Origin of the sequence: Trichloromonas sp. (assembly GCF_041583255.1) — a bacterium.
GTDB lineage: Bacteria > Desulfobacterota > Desulfuromonadia > Desulfuromonadales > Trichloromonadaceae > Trichloromonas.
This window is the reverse complement of record NZ_JBFHGD010000040.1, coordinates 1-19502: the sequence shown is the minus strand read 5'-3', so window position 1 is coordinate 19502 and position 19502 is coordinate 1. Positions and strand designations below refer to the sequence as shown.

The 19502-nt window shown below is 52.2% G+C and carries 18 protein-coding genes; 10 read left to right on the top strand and 8 right to left on the bottom strand.

What is annotated here, in order from left to right; genetic code table 11:
* The 8 genes from ABYV89_RS05195 to rpmH all read right to left on the bottom strand — a co-directional run.
* Positions 1–226: RsmG family class I SAM-dependent methyltransferase (locus ABYV89_RS05195; protein ID WP_432821876.1), on the bottom strand; the 226-nt coding region annotated here is incomplete at its 3' end.
* Positions 219–2078 carry a tRNA uridine-5-carboxymethylaminomethyl(34) synthesis enzyme MnmG gene (gene mnmG, locus ABYV89_RS05190; RefSeq protein WP_432821875.1) on the bottom strand — a complete coding sequence of 620 codons (1860 nt, stop codon included), beginning with the start codon at positions 2076–2078 and terminating at the stop codon, positions 219–221. The genes ABYV89_RS05195 and mnmG, both read right to left, overlap by 8 nt.
* A gap of 56 nt (positions 2079–2134) precedes the next feature.
* Complete coding sequence (mnmE, locus tag ABYV89_RS05185; protein ID WP_432821874.1) at positions 2135–3502, bottom strand: tRNA uridine-5-carboxymethylaminomethyl(34) synthesis GTPase MnmE; 1368 nt, start codon at positions 3500–3502, stop codon at positions 2135–2137.
* Positions 3492–4142 carry a Jag N-terminal domain-containing protein gene (locus tag ABYV89_RS05180; RefSeq protein WP_432821873.1) on the bottom strand — a complete coding sequence of 217 codons (651 nt, stop codon included), beginning with the start codon at positions 4140–4142 and terminating at the stop codon, positions 3492–3494. The genes mnmE and ABYV89_RS05180 overlap by 11 nt, the downstream gene beginning before the upstream one ends.
* A gap of 13 nt (positions 4143–4155) precedes the next feature.
* Positions 4156–5769, bottom strand: coding sequence for a membrane protein insertase YidC (gene yidC, locus ABYV89_RS05175; RefSeq protein ID WP_432821872.1), 1614 nt, complete (start codon positions 5767–5769; stop codon positions 4156–4158).
* Between the two features lie 23 nt (positions 5770–5792).
* The gene (gene yidD, locus ABYV89_RS05170; protein ID WP_432821871.1) at positions 5793–6005 is read right to left on the bottom strand and encodes a membrane protein insertion efficiency factor YidD; all 213 of its coding nucleotides are present in this window, start codon (positions 6003–6005) and stop codon (positions 5793–5795) included.
* Positions 6006–6020: 15 nt separating this feature from the next.
* A complete protein-coding gene (gene rnpA, locus ABYV89_RS05165) occupies positions 6021–6365 on the bottom strand; it encodes a ribonuclease P protein component (RefSeq protein WP_432821870.1) in 345 nt (114 codons plus the stop codon).
* A 5-nt stretch (positions 6366–6370) separates the two neighbouring features.
* Positions 6371–6520 carry a 50S ribosomal protein L34 gene (gene rpmH / locus ABYV89_RS05160; RefSeq protein ID WP_432821869.1) on the bottom strand — a complete coding sequence of 50 codons (150 nt, stop codon included), beginning with the start codon at positions 6518–6520 and terminating at the stop codon, positions 6371–6373.
* A 336-nt stretch (positions 6521–6856) separates the two neighbouring features.
* Between rpmH and dnaA the strand changes: the two genes are divergently transcribed.
* The 10 genes from dnaA to ABYV89_RS05110 form a co-directional block, all read left to right on the top strand.
* A complete protein-coding gene (gene dnaA / locus ABYV89_RS05155) occupies positions 6857–8221 on the top strand; it encodes a chromosomal replication initiator protein DnaA (RefSeq protein ID WP_432821868.1) in 1365 nt (454 codons plus the stop codon).
* A 222-nt stretch (positions 8222–8443) separates the two neighbouring features.
* Positions 8444–9562 carry a DNA polymerase III subunit beta gene (gene dnaN, locus ABYV89_RS05150; protein ID WP_432821867.1) on the top strand — a complete coding sequence of 373 codons (1119 nt, stop codon included), beginning with the start codon at positions 8444–8446 and terminating at the stop codon, positions 9560–9562.
* A gap of 2 nt (positions 9563–9564) precedes the next feature.
* Positions 9565–10674, top strand: a complete 1110-nt coding sequence (recF, locus tag ABYV89_RS05145) for a DNA replication/repair protein RecF (RefSeq protein ID WP_432821866.1) — start codon at positions 9565–9567, stop codon at positions 10672–10674.
* Positions 10671–13058, top strand: coding sequence for a DNA topoisomerase (ATP-hydrolyzing) subunit B (gene gyrB / locus ABYV89_RS05140; protein ID WP_432821865.1), 2388 nt, complete (start codon positions 10671–10673; stop codon positions 13056–13058). Before recF ends, gyrB begins: the two co-directional genes overlap by 4 nt.
* A gap of 101 nt (positions 13059–13159) precedes the next feature.
* Positions 13160–15664, top strand: coding sequence for a DNA gyrase subunit A (gene gyrA / locus ABYV89_RS05135; protein WP_432821864.1), 2505 nt, complete (start codon positions 13160–13162; stop codon positions 15662–15664).
* Positions 15597–16478: a tetratricopeptide repeat protein gene (locus tag ABYV89_RS05130; RefSeq protein ID WP_432821863.1), complete on the top strand. Its 882-nt coding sequence runs from the start codon at positions 15597–15599 to the stop codon at positions 16476–16478. The genes gyrA and ABYV89_RS05130 overlap by 68 nt, the downstream gene beginning before the upstream one ends.
* 1 nt (position 16479) lies before the next feature.
* The gene (locus tag ABYV89_RS05125; RefSeq protein ID WP_432821862.1) at positions 16480–17493 is read left to right on the top strand and encodes an NAD(P)H-dependent glycerol-3-phosphate dehydrogenase; all 1014 of its coding nucleotides are present in this window, start codon (positions 16480–16482) and stop codon (positions 17491–17493) included.
* Positions 17494–17513: 20 nt separating this feature from the next.
* Positions 17514–18092, top strand: coding sequence for a peptidylprolyl isomerase (locus ABYV89_RS05120; protein WP_432821861.1), 579 nt, complete (start codon positions 17514–17516; stop codon positions 18090–18092).
* A 69-nt stretch (positions 18093–18161) separates the two neighbouring features.
* A complete protein-coding gene (locus tag ABYV89_RS05115) occupies positions 18162–18896 on the top strand; it encodes an endonuclease/exonuclease/phosphatase family protein (protein ID WP_432821860.1) in 735 nt (244 codons plus the stop codon).
* A 122-nt stretch (positions 18897–19018) separates the two neighbouring features.
* A partial coding sequence (locus tag ABYV89_RS05110) for an endonuclease III domain-containing protein (protein WP_432821859.1) occupies positions 19019–19502 on the top strand: 484 nt, incomplete at its 3' end.

Here is a 19502-nt window from a genome sequence, read left to right as displayed (position 1 = left end):
GAACCCGCTCCCGTCCGGACAGCAAAGGCAGCAGCGCCAGGGAATCGACGATATGCTTTTCGACCACCTCGTCCATTCGGGTGATCGCGGTCAGGTTGACCCGCCGGTTCCAACGCAGCAGTTCTTCGCCCAACCACAGCAGGCGTACACGATCTGGTTCTTCGACCGGCAGCCCAAGAGAAGTCAACTGAGAGGCCAGCAGCTTGCTTATAATCGGATCAGCCACGGCGCAGCAACACACTCAGAATGGCAATGGCCGCCGGGGTTACCCCGGGAATCCTTGCCGCCTGCCCCAGGGTGCGCGGACAGACGTTGCTAAGCTTTTCCTGAACCTCGGCCGACAAGCCGGAAACCCGGTCATAGTTGAACCCCTCTGGAATCGCCACATTTTCGGTCCGCCGAAAACGTTCGACCTGCTCCAATTGCCGCTTGATATAACCTTCGTACTTAGTCGCAATCTCCAACTGCTCCAGAACGTCGTCGTCCATCCCGGCCAAGGTCGGGTCAAGAAACAGCAGGTCACTTATCGTAATTTCCGGTCGCCGCAGCAACTCCAGCAGTGAGGCGCCGTTTTTCAGTTCCCCCAGGTCCAGTCGCGTGACCGACACCCGGTCGGAGCCCGACACCCGCAGTTCCTGCAAGCGCTCGGCCCCCCGGTTCAGGCTTTCCATCTTGCTTTCGAACTGTTGCCAGCGCGCAGCGGGGACCAAACCGGCCGCATATCCGGCTGGGGTCAACCGCTGGTCGGCATTATCTTCTCTCAGCAGCAGCCGGTATTCGGCTCGTGAAGTAAACATCCGGTATGGTTCAGTGGCCCCCAGGTTGACCAGATCATCAATCAGCACCCCGGTGTACCCTTGATCGCGGCCGATGATCAACGGCTCTTTGCCCAACACCTTAAGCGCCGCATTGGCCCCTGCGACCAACCCCTGGGCCGCGGCCTCTTCATAGCCGGAGGTGCCATTGATTTGCCCGGCATGATAGAGAAACTCGACCGCCTTGGTTTCGAGGGTAGGGTAGAGCTGTATCGGATCAACAAAATCATATTCAATCGCATACCCCGGGCGCATGACCTCGACGGATTCAAGCCCTGGGATAGTGCGCAGAAAAGCCAACTGGACATCCGGAGGCAGCGAGGTCGACACCCCGTTGGGATAAATCTCAGCGCAGTTCAACCCCTCGGGCTCGAGAAAGATCTGGTGCTTGTCCTTCTCGGGAAAACGCACCACCTTGTCTTCGATCGACGGGCAATAGCGGGGGCCGACCCCCTCGATCACCCCGCTGTAAAGCGGAGACCGATCGAGCCCTGAGCGGATCAGGTCGTGAGTTTGACTGTTGGTGTAGGTGATATAACAGGGAACTTGCGGTCGATCGATTTTCCTGGTCATAAAGGAAAAGGGCTGCGGCGGATCATCCCCATATTGCGGCTCAAGTCGTGAAAAATCAATCGAGCGCCGATCCAGGCGGGCCGGGGTGCCGGTTTTAAGCCGTCCAACCTTCATCCCCAGGCTGCGCAGAGAATCAGACAACCCCTCCGATGCCGGCTCTCCCGCCCGACCACCAGGATAGCTAGAAAGCCCGACATGAATCAGCCCGTGCATGAAGGTTCCGGTGGTCAGCACCACCGCTGCGGCAAAAAAAACGATCCCCTCCCGGGTTTCCACACCACAGACCCGATTATTTTTAACAACCAGCCGGGTGACCACACCATGCTTCAGATCGAGCAGCGGAAAACTTTCCACCACGCCCTTCATCCGCTCCGCATACAGGCGTCGATCAGCCTGCGCACGGGAAGCGCGCACGGCCGGGCCCTTCCTGGTATTGAGAATACGGTACTGGATGCCGGTGGCGTCTATATTGGCGCCCATCTCGCCCCCCAGGGCGTCGATCTCCCTGACCAGGTGTCCCTTGGCCAGACCGCCAATGGCGGGATTGCAGGACATCTGCGCCACCGCGTCCAGGCTCATATTGAGCAGCAGGGTCCTGCAGCCCATCCGGGCAGAAGCCAGGGCGGCTTCACATCCGGCATGACCCCCGCCAACCACGATGACTTGATACTCACTCACACCCGTTGTCATCCCCACAATAACCTCACCTTGAATCCGTTGCCAGCCGATGTTTCACGTGAAACATTCTATTTACCAATACAAAAACGTGTGAAAATCCGGTCAAGTATGTCATCTGGAGTGGTTTCACCGGTAATTTCCCCCAGGGCATGAAGAGCCTCGCGTAAATCCAAGGCAAGAAATTCCGGGGAATTTCCAGCGGACAGGGCTGCGATAAAATGGTCCAACGATTCACTGCAACGGACCAGGGCCTCCCGATGGCGACGGTCGGAAAAAACCGAGTCCATCTGAACATCACCGCTTCTGCCGTCGCCACAAACGAGATCGACAATAGCAGTCTTAATTAAGTCAAGTCCTTCTCCCGTGCGGGTGGAGACCGTCACGCTGGGAAAGGGGCTGAAGCGCACATCAGGGACCGTGGCGGGCAGGTCGGCCTTATTGTAAACCAAGAGTACCCTGGACTGGCGACAGCTTTCAAGGGCAAGCAAATCGTTGTCATCAACCGGGCGACTGCCATCGATAACCAGCAAAACCAGGTCAGCCGACTCTATTTTGTTTTTAGCGCGAGCCACCCCTTCCAACTCAACAAGATCCTCGGTATCACGCACCCCTGCCGTATCAATCAGCCGCAGCGGAACGCCCCCCAAAACCAGGCATTCCTCGATGGTATCACGGGTTGTGCCAGGAATATCCGTAACGATGGCACGCGACTCGCCGAGCAGAATATTCAGCAGGGAACTCTTGCCAACATTAGGCTTACCGAGAATCAACACGGATAAACCCTCACGGAGAATCCGCCCGGAGTCGAAGTTATTTAGGATATCCTGAATATGCGCATTAACTGACGCAGCCTCTGAAAGGAGACGCTGCTGATCCGCAAATTCGATATCCTCTTCAGGGAAATCGACATGGGCCTCTACCAGGGCCAGCAAGTCAGCGACCTGTGATTGAAATTCATGGACGGTACGGGATACGGAGCCCTTGAGTTGCGCCGCGGCAATACGCCCGGCGGAATCAGAACGGGCGCGGATAAGATCGATAACCGCCTCCGCTTCACTTAAGTCGAGACGACCGTTGAGGAAGGCACGCAAAGTAAATTCACCGGGCCGAGCCATTCGGGCTCCCGCATCGATGAACTGATCCATGATGCGGCGCATGACGACCGTACCGCCGTGACAATGAATCTCGACCACATCCTCGCGCGTGTAAGAGCGCGGAGCGCGCATGACGACAGCCATGACCTCATCGACCAGAAGTCCCTGCTGATCCAGAAAAGAACCGAGATAAAGCCGATGGCTTTCGAGGGCTGAAACCGAACCGGCCGGCTGGAAAAAAAGCTGGAGAAACTTTTCCGCATTAAGGCCGGACAGGCGAAGAATACCGATTCCACCCTCCCCGGGCGGGGTAGCAGAAGCAATTATGGTATCAGTTTCCATCGCCTGCCCCTTTGACATCCGCTCGGACTACCCTTTTCTGCTTGTCGAATCTTCCGGCCGAACGAGGAACACCCCCTCCTGCTTTGCGAAGGGTGGGGGTGAGATTGTGCTGTTCGCAAGTGGAGTGGCTATCGGAAGTCTCCAGCAGGCCGGTGCGGCGAACCTGGTCCGCCGGACGCTGCGCCACTGGATGCTGAGACTGCTCACGCCGGGCACGGTAGCCATTGACATCAATAAGAATAGCTGACCGTGGGAATGAAATCGAGTCGGTAAGCCGCGTGGTAATCGTCGTCAGAGCGTCGAGAGTCTGGCCATGGCGACCAATGACCAGGCTGGCCTCCTCGCTTAAAATAGTCAACTCCACCCGGTTCCGGGAGGGAGAGACCTGCACCTGTCCTGCTATACCGAGATGCCGTAACAGCTCTTCGACAATGCGCCTTGCGATACACGCCCGATCTTCGATGACAAGAAGAACAACCGCAGGGCGCTTGAACCAGAAACCGAAAAGCCCGGGCGAGCCGGGCTGAACGATTTGCAGTGCAACATCGGCCCTGGTACACCCAAGAACCGCTAACCCTTTTTCGACAGCGTCGTCAACCGTAGGGCCGAATGACTCAGTCTCGATAATTTTTTTCAGCATGATGGTATTAAGATCAGGCTTTCTTATGAATAAAATACTGTTGAAGAATCGTAAGCAGGTTGTTGACCAGCCAGTAGATGACCAAACCCGACGGAAAATTAAGGAAGAGGAAGGTGAATATGACCGGCATCAGCATGAACATCTTGGCCTGGACCGGATCCATGGTACTCGGCGTCAGCTTCTGCTGAATGAACATGGTGGCCCCCATAACCAGCGGGGTCACATAGTAAGGATCTTTCAGCGACAGGTCGGTTATCCAGAAAGCGAAAGGGGCGTGGCGCAACTCGATGGCCCCCAGCAGCACTTTGTATAAAGCAAAGAAGACCGGAATCTGCACCAGCATCGGCAGACAGCCCCCCAGGGGATTAACCCGGTGCGTCTTGTAGAGCTGCATCAGTTCGCGGTTCTGCTTTTCCCGGTCATTCTTATACTTTTCCCGCAGCTTCTGCATTTCAGGCTGCAGTTTCTGCATGTGTTTCATCGACGCGTAACTCTTGTGGGTAAGGGGCCAGAAGAGCAGCTTGATGATGACCGTCAGGATAATGATGGCCACGCCGTAGTTGCCTACAAAAGAATAGAAAAACTTGAGAAAATGCAGCAGGGGCGTGGCAATTAAGGAAAAGAAACCAAAATCGATCGCCCTGTCCAGATTGTAATTGACCTCCTTGAGAACATCGAGATCACGGGGACCAAAGTAAAGCAGGTAACTTAAAACCGCGGATTGGCCCGATTCAAGGATTATATAGGGCGATTCGAAGGAATTACGAACCGACGACGAGGTCTTTTCTATACGCACCTTTTCACTGGCGCCATTTAAAGGAACAACAGCACTGATGAAGTATTTGTCCTCGAACGCACTCCAGGTAACATCCTTCCCGTAGTGACGTGGCTCCTTGACCAGATCTTCGGGGTCATCGGTATTTAATTCATCGGCGGCCAAGGTCACCGGACCGACAAAAGTGAACTGATCGCCCTTCTCTGCATCATCCCAGGGGTGAAGCAGTGAAAGAGAAAGGCTGCCGCGTACCGGTTGCTGTGAACCGTTCGATACATTAAGTAAAAGATCGAACGCATATTTATCGCCATGAAAAATATACGTTTTTTCTATTTTAAAGCCGTCCTGGCGCATATAAGAAAAGACCAGGCTCTGCTGCTGCGCCCCATCAAGCTTAAAATGATTTTCAGAATTATCTATTTGATAGACAGCGTCGACCGGGAAACCCATGCCGTCCATGCCGGAGGTGTTCAAAGTTGAATCGCGAAAGGTAGAAGGATCAACCAGCGAAATAAGCGGGGAGTCAAGATCAGACTCCTGTCTGTAATTTTTTAATTCAAAAGCGATTAGCCGGGCGCCGGATGAAGAAAAAACCGCGCGGTACAGCTCATTTTCAACGGTGACTTCACGGACCGGAGCAGGTTGACTGGATCCAGCGGTATCCATGTCGAACTGCGGTACTGCCGCTAGCTGCGGTGAGGAAACCGGAACAACAGCAGGAACCACCTCTGCAGAAACCAATTGCGGTTCTGCCGGGGGAGAGACCGGGGGGGGCGGTTGAAAAAAGAGGCTGTATCCAAACCAAACAGCCAGCATGAGCATAAGCGCGATCAGGGTGTTTTTATTTTCCATGAAGATCTACTCCAGAAAAAGAATCAGTCAACCGGGTCAAACCCTCCGGGATGAAAGGGGTGACAACGGCAGATTCTAAGCAATGATAGATACAGCCCCTTCAAGGTGCCATGTTTCTGAATCGCCTGATAGGCGTATGTAGAACAACTGGGATAGAAACGGCAGGAAGGAGCCTTAAGGGGAGAGATGCATCGTTTATAAAAAACAATGGCTATAAGAAACAGCTTTTCGACCATGGCCTGCCCGGTTATTCAGCCAGTCAGCAGCTTTTTTAATTCACAGTAGACTGCGACATATCCCAGATCAGCGGCGCCTTTTTTGGCAATTATGGATATGTCTGCTTGCGGATTTATTTTTTCGTAATTAAGCCGAAAAAATTCTCTTAACAGACGTTTTACCCTATTACGCTGAACAGCCCCACCGACTTTTTTACTTGCTGTTACACCAAGCCTGGTGGGGCCGTTCGATTTCTGCATAAGGACGACGATGAAATGATCCGTGTGAAATCGTCGGCCCTTGTCCCATGTCTTTAGGAAATCAGGCCTGACACGAAGGCGATAGTCAGGGGGAAAGATATGCCTGATTCCAGCTGACACTGATACTATTTAGTGGGGATGGAAACAACCAGGTTCTTACGACCCTTGGCACGGCGACGTTTAAGAACGAGGCGACCATTAGAAGTCTGCATACGCTTGCGGAAACCATGGGTACGTTTTCTTTTTACACGGCTGGGCTGATAAGTGCGTTTCATTTTTTAATCTAACTCCCTGTCTTTATGTTTTTTTACGACTTTTCACAAAGGAGTCTATTAAACACAATACAGCACCGAAGTCAACATTTTTTTATTACCGAAGGGCCGACATAAATACAAAAAAAACCGCTTGCAAAAGAATAGTTAATTAAAAACAACCATATCAGCAACTTAAAAATGACTTGCAAAAGACCTCTTGCTCTGCTACTTTTTTAAACCGCCGCAGCATCCCATAACAAAAGTAAACCCCTCTTCTTACTGAAAAACTTTTTATCCACACATGTGAACAAATCTGTGGATATTTTTTCCGCTCCTAAAAAGATCGTTTTATAAAAAATGTCTACTATTCGTCTATGGCAGGAAACCCTGTCCCATCTGGAAACCAAGCTGAGTGCCCAAAATTTTTCAACCTGGATAAAACCAATCAGGTTTTCCGGGTTGAACAAGGATATTGTTCACCTTGAGGTACCCAACAGGTTTGTCTTGGATTGGCTCAGAGAAAATTACAGTTCTCTTATTCAAGAAACAATTTCACAGATTGGCGCTGTTTCCTACAATATAAAATTTTCTATAGCCAGCAACGCTACAGAAAAAAATGAAAAAAAAGAAGAAAAAAACACAGAAAGTAACATAAATAAGTTCGAACTAAACGACAATATAAAAATAGAAAAGAACAAACCAAACATTAATCTGAACGAAAAATACACCTTCGAAGAATTCGTATCCGGTTCCTCGAATCAATTCGCTTATGCTGCTGCAATGGCCGTTGCCAACAATCCTGCAACGACCTACAACCCACTATTTATCTATGGTGGAGTTGGCCTCGGTAAAACCCACATAGTAAATGCGATCGGCAATGCAATAACCAAAAAGAATCCAGAAACTAAAGTATGTTATTATTCATCTGAGAAATTCATGAACGAACTAATAAATTCTCTCAGATATGCAAAAATGGATGAATTTAGAAAAAAGTTCAGGTCTATAGATGTATTACTCATAGACGATGTTCAATTTATAGCTGGAAAAGAAAGAACACAGGAAGAGTTTTTCCACACATTCAATGCATTATATGAATCTCACAAACAGATAGTTGTTACATCGGATAAATTTCCTAAAGATATACCTGGTCTTGAGGAAAGGCTGAGATCTCGATTTGAATGGGGATTAATTGCTGATATACAACCGCCCGACGTGGAAACAAAACAAGCTATCCTTAAAATGAAAGCTGACCAGAATGGCATAATTCTACCGCAAGACGTCGCACTGTTTCTGGCCAACTCGGTCAGCAGCAACGTCAGAGAGTTGGAAGGCTATCTGATTAGAATTGGCGCGTATGCCAGCCTCACCTCGACACCTATCTCGCTTAATATGGCTAAAGAAGTTTTAAAAGACATTCTAATTGAAAAAAATCGCGAAATAACCATCGAAGAAATACAAAAAGGGGTAGCAGCTCATTTCAATTTGAAAGTATCCGATCTCAAATCGGCTAAAAGACTCAAAGCTTTGGTTATACCAAGGCAGATTGCTATGTATATATCACGACAACTTACTTCCGCATCTTATCCTGAAATTGGTGAAAAATTTGGGGGTAAGGACCACTCCACCATTATTCACGCGATAAAAAAGATAGAAAAACAGATAGAAAATGACTATCAATTAAAAGTGACTATCGAAAATTTTAAAAATTCTTTAACCAATTAACTGTTCATAAATTATCAACAAAACTGTGGAAAAACAGTCTAAAAGAAGTTATCCACAAAATGCCTTTTTTGCTGACAGTTGGGCCCACAAGTTTAGACACAAGATAAACCATTAAAAAATAAGTAAAAAAAGCGGATATAACCAAATCCACAGCCAACTACTACTATCGACTATAAGAACTAAAAAAATAATAGAAACATATACATGTTTACAGGAGGAGCCATGCACTTCACTGTCGAAAAGGAAATTTTTTTAAAAGGGCTTACCAGGGTACAAGGCATAGTAGAAAAAAGAAACACCATCCCTATTTTGGCCAATGTTCTCATTGAAGCAAATGAAAACGGCATAAATATGACGGCTACCGACCTTGAGGTAGGGATGAAAGCTTTTTACCCTGCTACGGTTAAAAAAACTGGGAAAATAACGGTATCAGCAAAAAAACTGTACGAGATAACAAAAGAATTGCCCGAAAAAGAAATTTCTTTCCTAGCTAAAGAAAACTGCTGGGTGGAAATACGCTGTGGTAAAGCAATTTTTAACATTGTAGGCCTTTCAGCTGACGAATTCCCTTACTTTCCTTACCCGGAAAAAGAAAATTTCATAAGCATCAAAAGCAATATAATTAAAGAAATGGTAGATAAGACCTACTTTTCAATTTCTACCGATGAAACTAAATATAATTTGAACGGAATTTATTTCAAAACCGAACTAATCGATAATAAATCAAAACTTTTACTCATAGCAACTGATGGCCACCGTCTTTCTATGATAAGTAAAGAGATGAAAGACAACAGCGAAAATGAAATGTTAAAAGGAGTCATCTTTCCCAAAAAAGGTATTTACGAACTCAAAAAAATATCTGATGAAGATGATTCTGATATTAGTATAGGTTTTATGGATAACAATGCCGTTGTAAAAAAAGGCAAAACAATAGTAATAATGAGATTAGTAGATGGAGAATTTCCAGATTATAACAGGGTAATACCAAAGCAAAATGAGTTTGTTGCTAAAATAAAGAGAGATGATTTCAATCATTCCTTAAGAAGAATGGCTATTTTGTCAAATGAAAAATCAAAAGGCATTAAATTAACTCTTAAAACAAATTATATAGAAATATCTTCCTCAAATCCAGAATTTGGAGATGCCAGAGAAGAACTCGAAGTGGAATATTCAGGGCCGGAGTTATCCATCGGGTACAATGCCAGATATATTATGGACGTGCTACAAAATCAGGATTGTGAAAAAATAGAACTTCACATAAAAGATAATTTGTCTCCTGGGATATTGAAGGCAGTCGGTGATAACGATTACTTAGCTGTAATAATGCCAATGCGTCTCTAAAAATGTACATTGAAAAACTCAGTGTAATTAACTGTAGAAATATTGGAAATATAGAGTTGCTACCAGATAAAGGTTTCAATATTCTCTATGGCTTAAATGCTCAGGGTAAAACCAATTTACTTGAATCAGTATACCTAATTGCTAATCTGAAAAGTTTCAGGGGATCGAAAAACGAAGAAATAGTTAAGCATGATGAAAATTACTGTTCTATCAATGCGTGTGTTAATTCAAAAGGCGTAAAAAGAAATTTAAAGCTAGAAATAGATAAGAAAATAAAAAAAGTTAAAATAGACAATAAAAAACCCGATTCAGCAAGTGAGTTTTTCGGTTATTTAAGACCTATTCTTTTTTCTCCAGAAGAGGTTTCTTTATTAAAGGGCTACCCGTCTGGAAGGCGATCTCTTCTGGACAGAGCTGTATTTCAAGCGTCTCCTGTTTTCATAAACAGGGTGATGGAATACAACCGATATCTGAAACAACGAAATATACTTCTGAAAGAAGGAAAAAAGCTGAAAGGGAATGACCCCTGGACGGAAGGTCTGGTCTCTGCGGGGACTCGGGTGCGTTTGGAAAGAATAAAATATCTGGAGCGCATTCTTCCGCTGTTCAAAGAGGCTTTTCAGCGCATCACTGATGGTGGAGAAAGGGCGGATATTATTTATCCGCTGCCACTTGCAGCGGAAAATGTGCTAAAAGAGCAGTTTCACCAGGAATTGAGCCGCGTAGAGGATAGAGAAATTTCTTTTGGTCAGACCCTGGCCGGACCCCACCGCGACGATCCGGTTTTTCAGATAAACGGAAAGTCGGTTCGCCATTACGGCTCACAGGGCCAGCAGAGAACTTTTATCCTAGCTTTCAAGACTGCCCAGATCATGGATCTTGAAAATATTTTAGGCGAACCGCCGGTTCTCTTACTCGATGATATGACAGGAGAACTTGACACGTTCAGGCAGAATCATTTTTTTAATTTTTTAAAAAGTCGCAAAGGGCAGGTTTTTATAACAACGACAGATATACAGCCGTTGTTGAAAGCAGGTATCAGGGACGGGCGATTTTTCCGGGTTCACCAGGGAAGTATCCAGAGAATCGTTTCTAACGAGGAACTACTATGACAGAAAACAATATCAAGGCATATGAAGCAGACAGCATTAAAGTTCTCGAAGGACTTTCTGCTGTACGCAAACGTCCGGCCATGTATATCGGCTCGACCGGACCGATGGGGCTGCATCATCTGGTTTATGAAGTTGTCGATAATTCTATAGACGAAGCCTTGGCGGGTCACTGCAATGAGGTCTTTGTCGTTATTCATGTCGATGGTTCGGTTACGGTCGAAGATAACGGGCGCGGTATCCCCGTGGATATGCATTCGACCCAGAAAAAATCAGCAGCTGAAGTTGTTCTCACGGTGCTCCATGCCGGCGGCAAGTTCGACAGCGACTCCTACAAGGTTTCCGGCGGTCTTCATGGGGTGGGCGTTTCAGTTGTCAATGCCCTTTCTTCCCGGCTCGAATTGGAAATACGGCGTAATAACAAGGTGTATCGACAGAGCTATGAAAGAGGTGCGCCACTGGCGCCGCTGGCTACCGAAGGCGATACCACCAAGCGAGGCACCAAAATAACCTTCTGGCCTGATGGGGAAATATTCGAAACAACGGAGTTTTCCTTCGAAACCCTGTCCCAGCGCCTGCGGGAACTGGCTTTTCTCAACGGCGGCGTACGCATTCACATCAAGGATGAGCGCAGTGAAAAAAGCCACGATTTCCACTATGAGGGCGGAATTGCCTCCTTTGTAGAATACCTGAACCGGGCCAAGACCCCGGTTCATGCCAAACCGATCTTTTTTACCGGCGTCAAGGAAGGGGTGGAAATCGAAGTAGCCATCCAGTACAACGATGGTTATGACGAGAAAATTTTTTCTTTCGCCAACAACATCAACACCCATGAAGGCGGAACCCACCTGATCGGTTTCAAGGCGGCGCTGACCCGCACCATGAATACCTATGCGACCGCCAACAACCTGCTGAAAAACATCAAAACCTCCATTTCCGGGGATGACCTTCGCGAAGGGATGGCCGCGGTTATTTCAGTCAAAATTTCCGAACCTCAGTTCGAGGGACAGACCAAGACCAAACTCGGCAATTCGGAAATAAAAGGGTACGTAGAAACCCTGATGAATGAAAAACTTGCCGTGTATCTTGAAGAAAATCCTTCGGTTGCCCGCAAGATCCTGGAAAAGGGAATCGAAGCCGCCCGCGCCCGGGAGGCCGCCCGCAAGGCCCGCGATCTGACCCGGCGCAAAGGGGCCCTGGATGGCCTCTCGCTTCCGGGTAAACTGGCTGACTGCCAGGAGAAGGACCCGGCCCAGTGCGAAATTTACCTGGTCGAGGGTGATTCCGCCGGCGGCAGCGCCAAGCAGGGACGAGATCGCCGCTACCAGGCGATCCTGCCGCTGAAGGGAAAGATACTCAATGTCGAAAAGGCGCGTTTCGACAAGATGCTCACCTCCAACGAAATCCGCACCCTGATTACGGCCATGGGCACCAGCATCGGCAAGGAAGATTTCGACGTCAGCAAACTGCGCTACCATCGAATCATCATCATGACCGACGCCGACGTCGACGGTTCGCACATTCGGACTTTGCTGCTGACCTTCTTTTTCCGCCAGATGCATGAGCTCATCGAACGCGGCCACCTGTACATCGCGCAACCACCGTTGTACAAGGCCAAACGCGGCAAAAAGGAGATCTACCTCAAGGACGAGGCCGCTCTGCTCGAATACCTGCTTAACGAAGGGGTCGAGGGGTTGTCGGTGCAGATGGAAAAAACCGGCAAGGTGATTCGCGGCAAACAGATCATTCCCACACTGCGCAACATCATCGACTACAACAACCTGTTCGACAAAATAGTCCACAAAGGGGTCAATCGCGAGGTGCTCAGGGTATTCGTCACCGGCAAGGTGCAGAATGGCTTCGGCGACATGGTGGATTTGACCCCGCTGGGGGAAAAACTCAAAGCGGTTGAGCCCCGCGCCGATTTCCAGGTGCTGCATGAACCGCCACGCATCCTCTTTACCCTTGGCAACATCCGCGCCCGCATCGACCAGGGGGTGCTGGACATCCTCTCCTCCCACGAGTACAAGCTGTTGGTGCAGGCCTACCGCCAGGTGGAGGATATCTGCCAGGGAGAGCGGGCCTTCATTGCTTCGGAAGGTAAGGAAGAGGGAATTGTCGGCGATCGGCAGGAACTGCTCGCCTTCTTCTTCGAACGGGCCAAGAAGGGACAGTACATCCAGCGCTACAAGGGGCTGGGTGAGATGAACCCCGAACAGCTTTGGGAAACGACCATGGATCCGGAAAAACGGGTGCTGCTGCAGGTCAAAATAGAGGATGCGGTGGAAGCCGACGAGATCTTTACCGTGTTGATGGGTGACCAGGTCGAGCCGCGCCGTGAGTTCATCGAGAAAAACGCTCTCAACGTATCGAATTTGGATATTTAAAAAAGCAGGCTCGAATCTGCATGAGCAGGGCGGTGGAAACTGAATTTTTCGCGCGCGTCTGCCGCTACTCGTATCAAGCCTGATTTTTCGGAGGAAAATCCATGGATTCCCAGCAGAACAAGATTCCCGTCAATATCGAAGACGAGATGCGCAAGTCCTACATGGACTACGCCATGAGCGTCATCGTCGGGCGGGCGCTCCCCGATGTACGTGATGGTCTCAAGCCGGTTCATCGCCGGGTCCTGTTCGCCATGAGCGAGCTCAGCAACGACTGGAACAAACCATATAAGAAATCTGCCCGCGTGGTCGGTGACGTTATAGGTAAGTATCACCCGCATGGCGATACCGCCGTGTACGACACCATCGTCCGCATGGCGCAGAACTTCTCCATGCGTTATCCGCTGGTCGATGGCCAGGGGAACTTCGGTTCCATCGACGGCGACTCGGCCGCCGCCATGCGTTACACCGAGATCCGGATGGACCGACTGGCCCACGAACTGCTGGCCGATATAGATAAGGAAACCGTCGATTTCGGCCCCAACTACGACGACTCCCTGACCGAGCCGCTGGTTCTTCCCTGCAAGTTCCCCAACTTGCTGGTTAACGGCTCCGAAGGAATCGCGGTCGGCATGGCGACCAAAATTCCGCCGCACAATCTCGGTGAGGTTATCGACGGACTGGTCGCGGTGATCGATAATCCGGCGATCGATTTCGAGGAACTGCTGACCCTGATTCCCGGCCCGGATTTCCCCACCGCCGGTTTCATTCTCGGCCGCGACGGCATCCGCGAAGCCTACAGCAGCGGTCGCGGCATCATTCAGATGCGGGCCAGGGCGCTGGTCGAAAAGGACCGCCGCACCGGCAGGGAAAGCATCGTCATCAACGAAATCCCTTTTCAGGTCAACAAGGCCAAACTGATCGAGAAGATCGCCGACCTGGTCAAGGAGAAGAAGATCGAAGGCATTTCCGACCTGCGCGACGAGTCGGACCGTGACGGCATGCGCATTGTGGTCGAGCTGAAAAAGGACTCGATCCCCGAGGTCATCCTCAATCAGCTCTACAAGATGACCCAGATGCAGTCGTCCTTTGGCATCATCATGCTGGCCATCGTCTCCGGGCAGCCGCGAATTCTGGCTCTGCGGGAGGTGCTCGACCGCTTCATCGAGCATCGCAAGGAGATCATCACCCGGCGCTGCATCTTTGAGCTGAAAAAAGCCGAAGCCCGCGCCCATATCCTCGAAGGACTCAAGATCGCCCTGGAAAACCTCGACGAGGTAATCCAGATCATCAAGAGCAGCGCCAGTCCGGCGGAAGCCAAGGAGCGGTTGATGGGACGCTTCAGCTTCTCTGCCCTACAGGCGCAGGCGATCCTGGAAATGCGTCTGCACCGCCTGACCGGGCTGGAGCGGGACAAGATCATCGCCGAGTACAATGAAATCCTCGCCCTGATCCAGCGGCTGAAAGAAATTCTCGCCAGCGAGGTGGAAATCCTCAATATCATCAAGCAGGAACTGCTCGAGGTCAGGGAGCGCTTCGCCAATCCGCGCCGGACCGAAATCATCGCCAAGACCGGTGATCTTTCTCTCGAAGACCTGATCGTCGAAGAAGACATGGTGGTCACCGTTTCTCACACCGGCTACATCAAGCGCAATGCCGTTTCCCTGTACCGGGCCCAGCGCCGAGGCGGCAAGGGCAAGACCGGCATGCGCCCCAAGGAAGAGGATTTTGTCGAACACCTGTTTATCGCCTCGACTCACGCCTACATCCTGGTCTTCACCGATATGGGCAAGGTCTACTGGCTTAAGGTCCATGAAATTCCGCAAGGGGGACGTGCCACCCGCGGCAAGGCCATCGTCAATCTGCTGCAGCTCTCCAGCGAGGAAAAGGTCACCTCGATCCTGCCGGTCAAGGAGTTCGTCGAAGGCAAGTACATCGTCACCGCCACCCGCAACGGCGTGGTCAAGAAGAGCGAACTGATGGCTTACTCCAATCCCCGCGCCGGCGGCATCATCGCCCTGACCATCGACGAAGGGGATCGCCTGGTTTCGACCCGTCTGACCGACGGCAGCATGGATATCCTGCTGGCCAGCAGTCACGGCAAGGCGATCCGCTTTCCCGAAAGCGATGCCCGCTGCATGGGCCGCACCTCCCGCGGCGTGCGCGGCATGATGCTCGAGGACGACGACCGCATCATCGGCATGGAAGTGGTTACCGACGCCACCGCCGCAACCCTGGTCACGGTTACCGAAAACGGCTACGGCAAGCGCACCGATCTCGATGAGTACCGGGTGCAGAGCCGTGGCGGCAAAGGGATCATCACCATCAAGACCACCGAACGCAACGGTAACGTGGTGGATATCAAGCTGGTCAACGATGAATCCGACCTGATGTTCATTACCGACCGCGGCAAGGTGCTTCGCACCGGAGTATCGACCCTTTCGATCATCGGCCGCAATACCCAGGGGGTAAGGCTGATGGTACTCGAAAGCGGCGAACGGATTGTCGCCGTGGCCAAGCTCGCCGAGAAGGACGAAGAGCATGGAGATACAGAAGCTGAAGAAGAAGCTTTTGATGGAGGAACTGAGACACCGGAGGAAACGCTCTAGATCCAGACGCTGGCTGCTGATTGGCATCGCCCTGCTGCTGGGGGCTGCGGTTGCCGGGGGCGGGTACTACCTGTACAACCTGGAGGCTATTCTTGAAGGTGATTTTGCCCGGGCCGAGCAGTTGCTGGAACAGGGGAATCACGAGGAAGCGGAACGGTTGTTTGAAAAGCTGTACCGGCATCATCCCGACTTTTACCTGGCCGAGCGGGCTCTCTTCCAGAGCGGAGAAATCCGCAACCTGTACCTGAAAAAGTATCATGAGGCCCTGTTGGCCTACCTGCTGGTCGAAAAGGATTATCCTGATTCGCCGCTGGCGAAAAAATCCCTGCAGCAGGTGGCCGATATTTACAAGCACCGGCTGCGCGATTATCCCAGGGCCATCATCGCCTATCAGAAGCTTCTCGACAACGGGGTCGAGGCAGGCGACCAGGTGCAGTACGAAGTGGCCGACAGTTATTTCAGGCTGAACAATTTCGAGCAGGCGCGCATCGAATTCGAGAGCCTGCTGAAAAGCTACCCTGAAAGCGGCCTCTCTGCCGAAGCCCAGTACCGGGTGGCGGTGGCCACCTCCCTCGAAGGCGACCTGAAAAAGGCCGCTGAAGCGTTCCGGCTGGTGAATGAAAAATGGCCCGACAGCTCCTATGCCGTCGAAGCCCGGTTCGGGCTGGCCGGGGTGCTCGAGGAGCGTGAGGAATTGAAAGCATCCCTGGAGATTCTGCAGGGTTTAAGGGGGGTCTACCCCAGTCCTGAGGTGCTGGAGAAGCGAATCACCCAGGTCGAGGAACGGATCAAGAAAAAGCAGAAAGCCATCTGACATGAAAACCGTCAAAAACATCGGCGTCATCGGCGCCGGCAGTTGGGGAACCACGCTGGCCGACCTGCTGGCCCGCAAAAACTACCCGGTCACCCTGTGGGTTTATGAACAGGACCTGGCGGAGCGGATGACCTCGAGCCGGGTGAACGATCTTTATCTCCCGGGGTTCACTCTCTCTGAAAACCTGAGGTTCACCTCCGACCTGGCTGAGGCCGTGGCCGGTGCAGATCTGCTGTTGCTGGTTCCCCCGTCGCAGGTGATGCGCAGGGTACTGCAGCAGGCTGCGCCGCACCTCGGCGCTGAAACCCTGATCGTTTCCGCCTCCAAGGGGATCGAGAACGACTCTTTGCAGCCGATGGCCGAAGTCATTACCGGTTGTCTCGGGGCCGAGCGGGGGCACAGCCTGGTTTTTTTGTCCGGGCCCTCCTTCGCCAGGGAGGTGGCCGCCGGAATGCCGACCGCGGTGGTCGCGGCCTCCGCCGATGCCAAGGCGGCAGCCGCCGCCCAGGACGTTTTCAGCACCCCCTCTTTCCGGGTCTATACCAACGACGACGTGATCGGGGTCGAACTCGGCGGCGCCCTGAAAAATGTGGTCGCCCTGGCGGCGGGGGTATCCGACGGCCTCGGCTTCGGTTATAATACAAGGGCTGCCCTGATCACCCGGGGGCTTGCCGAAATGACCCGGATGGGGCTGGCTCTTGGGGCCAATCCCGCAACCTTTGCCGGTCTGGCCGGGATGGGTGACCTGGTGCTGACCTGCACCGGTGACCTCTCGCGAAATCGCACGGTCGGCATGGAACTGGGCAGGGGGCGGTCGCTTGACGAAATCCTCGGCAACATGAACATGGTGGCCGAGGGGGTGAAAACCACCCTGTCCGCCTTCCAGCTGGCGCAAAAAATCGGGGTGGATGTACCCATCACCGAACAGATGTACCGGATTCTTTATCAGAACAAGGACCCGCGCCAGGCCGTTTCCGACCTGATGTTGCGCGAACTCAAGGCCGAAACGGTCTGAGCTTGACCAAGGAGCATGCCATGAAACGTCGTATCTTCGGATTTAGCCTGTTGCTGTGCCTGCTGGCCTTACCGGCATTTGCTGCCGAATATGCCGTTATCCAGACCAACATGGGGGATATCAAGGTCGAACTGAACCGGGCCAAGGCCCCGGTTTCGGTGAATAATTTTCTGGCCTATGTCAACCAGGGTTTTTTCGAAGAAACCATCTTTCACCGGGTGATCAAGGATTTCATGATTCAGGGCGGCGGCTTCACCAGCGACCTCAAGCGCAAGCCGACCCTCGAGCCGATCGTCAACGAGGCGACCAACGGTCTGAAGAACGTTCGCGGGTCCATCGCCATGGCTCGCACCAACGTGATTGACAGCGCCACCAGCCAGTTCTTCATCAACCTCAAGGACAACGCCTTCCTCGATCACAGTGGTGTCTCCCCGGCGACCTACGGTTACGCGGTTTTCGGCCAGGTGGTCGAGGGCATGGAGGTGGTCGATGCCATCGCCCGCAAAAAGACACGCGGCATCAATGGTCTCTTCAAGGATATGCCGACCGATACCATCGTCATCAAAGGGGTACGCCACATCAAGGAAGAAGCGAAGTAAGTCACCGCCGGTCAAACCGGCGTTACCGGTGGCGAGAGCTTTAATAACAGAGCTCCATGGGGGAGACAGGTGACCACCATCCGCATCATGACATACTTTGTCCGCAAGTGCCGTGGCGGGGATGGCCAGGTCGATCTTGACCGGATTGCCGATGTGATCGCCGAAGGAGCCCCGGACATCGTCGCGTTGCAGGATGTCGGCGACGAGGCAGCGTCTGACCAAATCGTCACCCTGTCCAGGCGCCTGGGGATGAAAAGCTATGCGGCTCCCGGTTGCGGCGGCAACGCGTTTCTCTCCTATTATCCCCTCAAGGGAGTTCTGGCCTACGATCTGGGCAAAGGCGGGAGCTGCCTGCGGGCCGACGCCGATATCGACGGCAAGCGCCTGCACCTGCTCAACCTGCGCCTGAAAACCGGCAAACTCGAGCGCCAGCAGCAGATCAGTTCGCTGCTCGGGCCCGACCTGCTTGGCGACCGGGCGCTGACCTGTCCGACCCTGATTCTCGGCGACTTTGCCGATTATTACTGGGGGGCCGGCAACATGGCTCTCAATATGAACCTCAGCAAGGGAGTGCGTTCGTTGTGGCGCGGCACCTTTCCCGCCTGCTGCCCGGTGGTCGATCGAGACCGCGCCTACACTCGCGGTCACCTGCGTATTGTCGACAGCACCATCCTCTGGTCGAAGCTGGCCCGCCGGGCCTCGACCCATCTGCCATTGATCGTTACCGCACAGATCACCGATCCACGCACCTTTCTGCGGACCGAAAAACTCAAACGCAGCCGTATGGAAGTCGCCCCCGGCTGATCCCCCGCGCGAGCAATCCCCAGCTGTGGAAAAGTCTGTGGAAAAAGTTGACAAGGCAGCACAAAAACAGTGGTCCGACGGTACGGCGTGCTGCCTGATCCGCTGCCGTAAAAGCTGATCCCATGTCCGTTCTCACCATTCAGCAGCAAAAAGCCGGCGCCCTGCTGGCCGTGCTCGAGGAACTGTACCCCGATGCCCGCTGCGCCCTCTATTTCAACAATCCTTTCGAACTGCTGATCGCCACCATTCTTTCGGCCCAGTGCACCGACGTTCGGGTCAACCAGGTGACACCCGGCCTGTTCGCCCGCTATCCTGATCCCGCTGCCATCGCCAGGGCCGACCTGGGCGAGCTCGAAGCTGCCATCCGTTCGACCGGTTTTTTTCGCAACAAGGCCAGAAACATACTCGGCTGCGCGCTCGCACTGCTTGAGCGGCACGACGGCCAGGTGCCGCGGACCATGGAGGATTTGGTCGAGTTGCCCGGGGTCGGCCGCAAAACCGCCAACGTGGTCCTCGGCAATATCTTCAACATTTCGTCGATGGTGGTCGACACCCACGTCAAGCGGCTGGCCAACCGCTTCGGCTGGACCCGGTCTGCCGATCCGG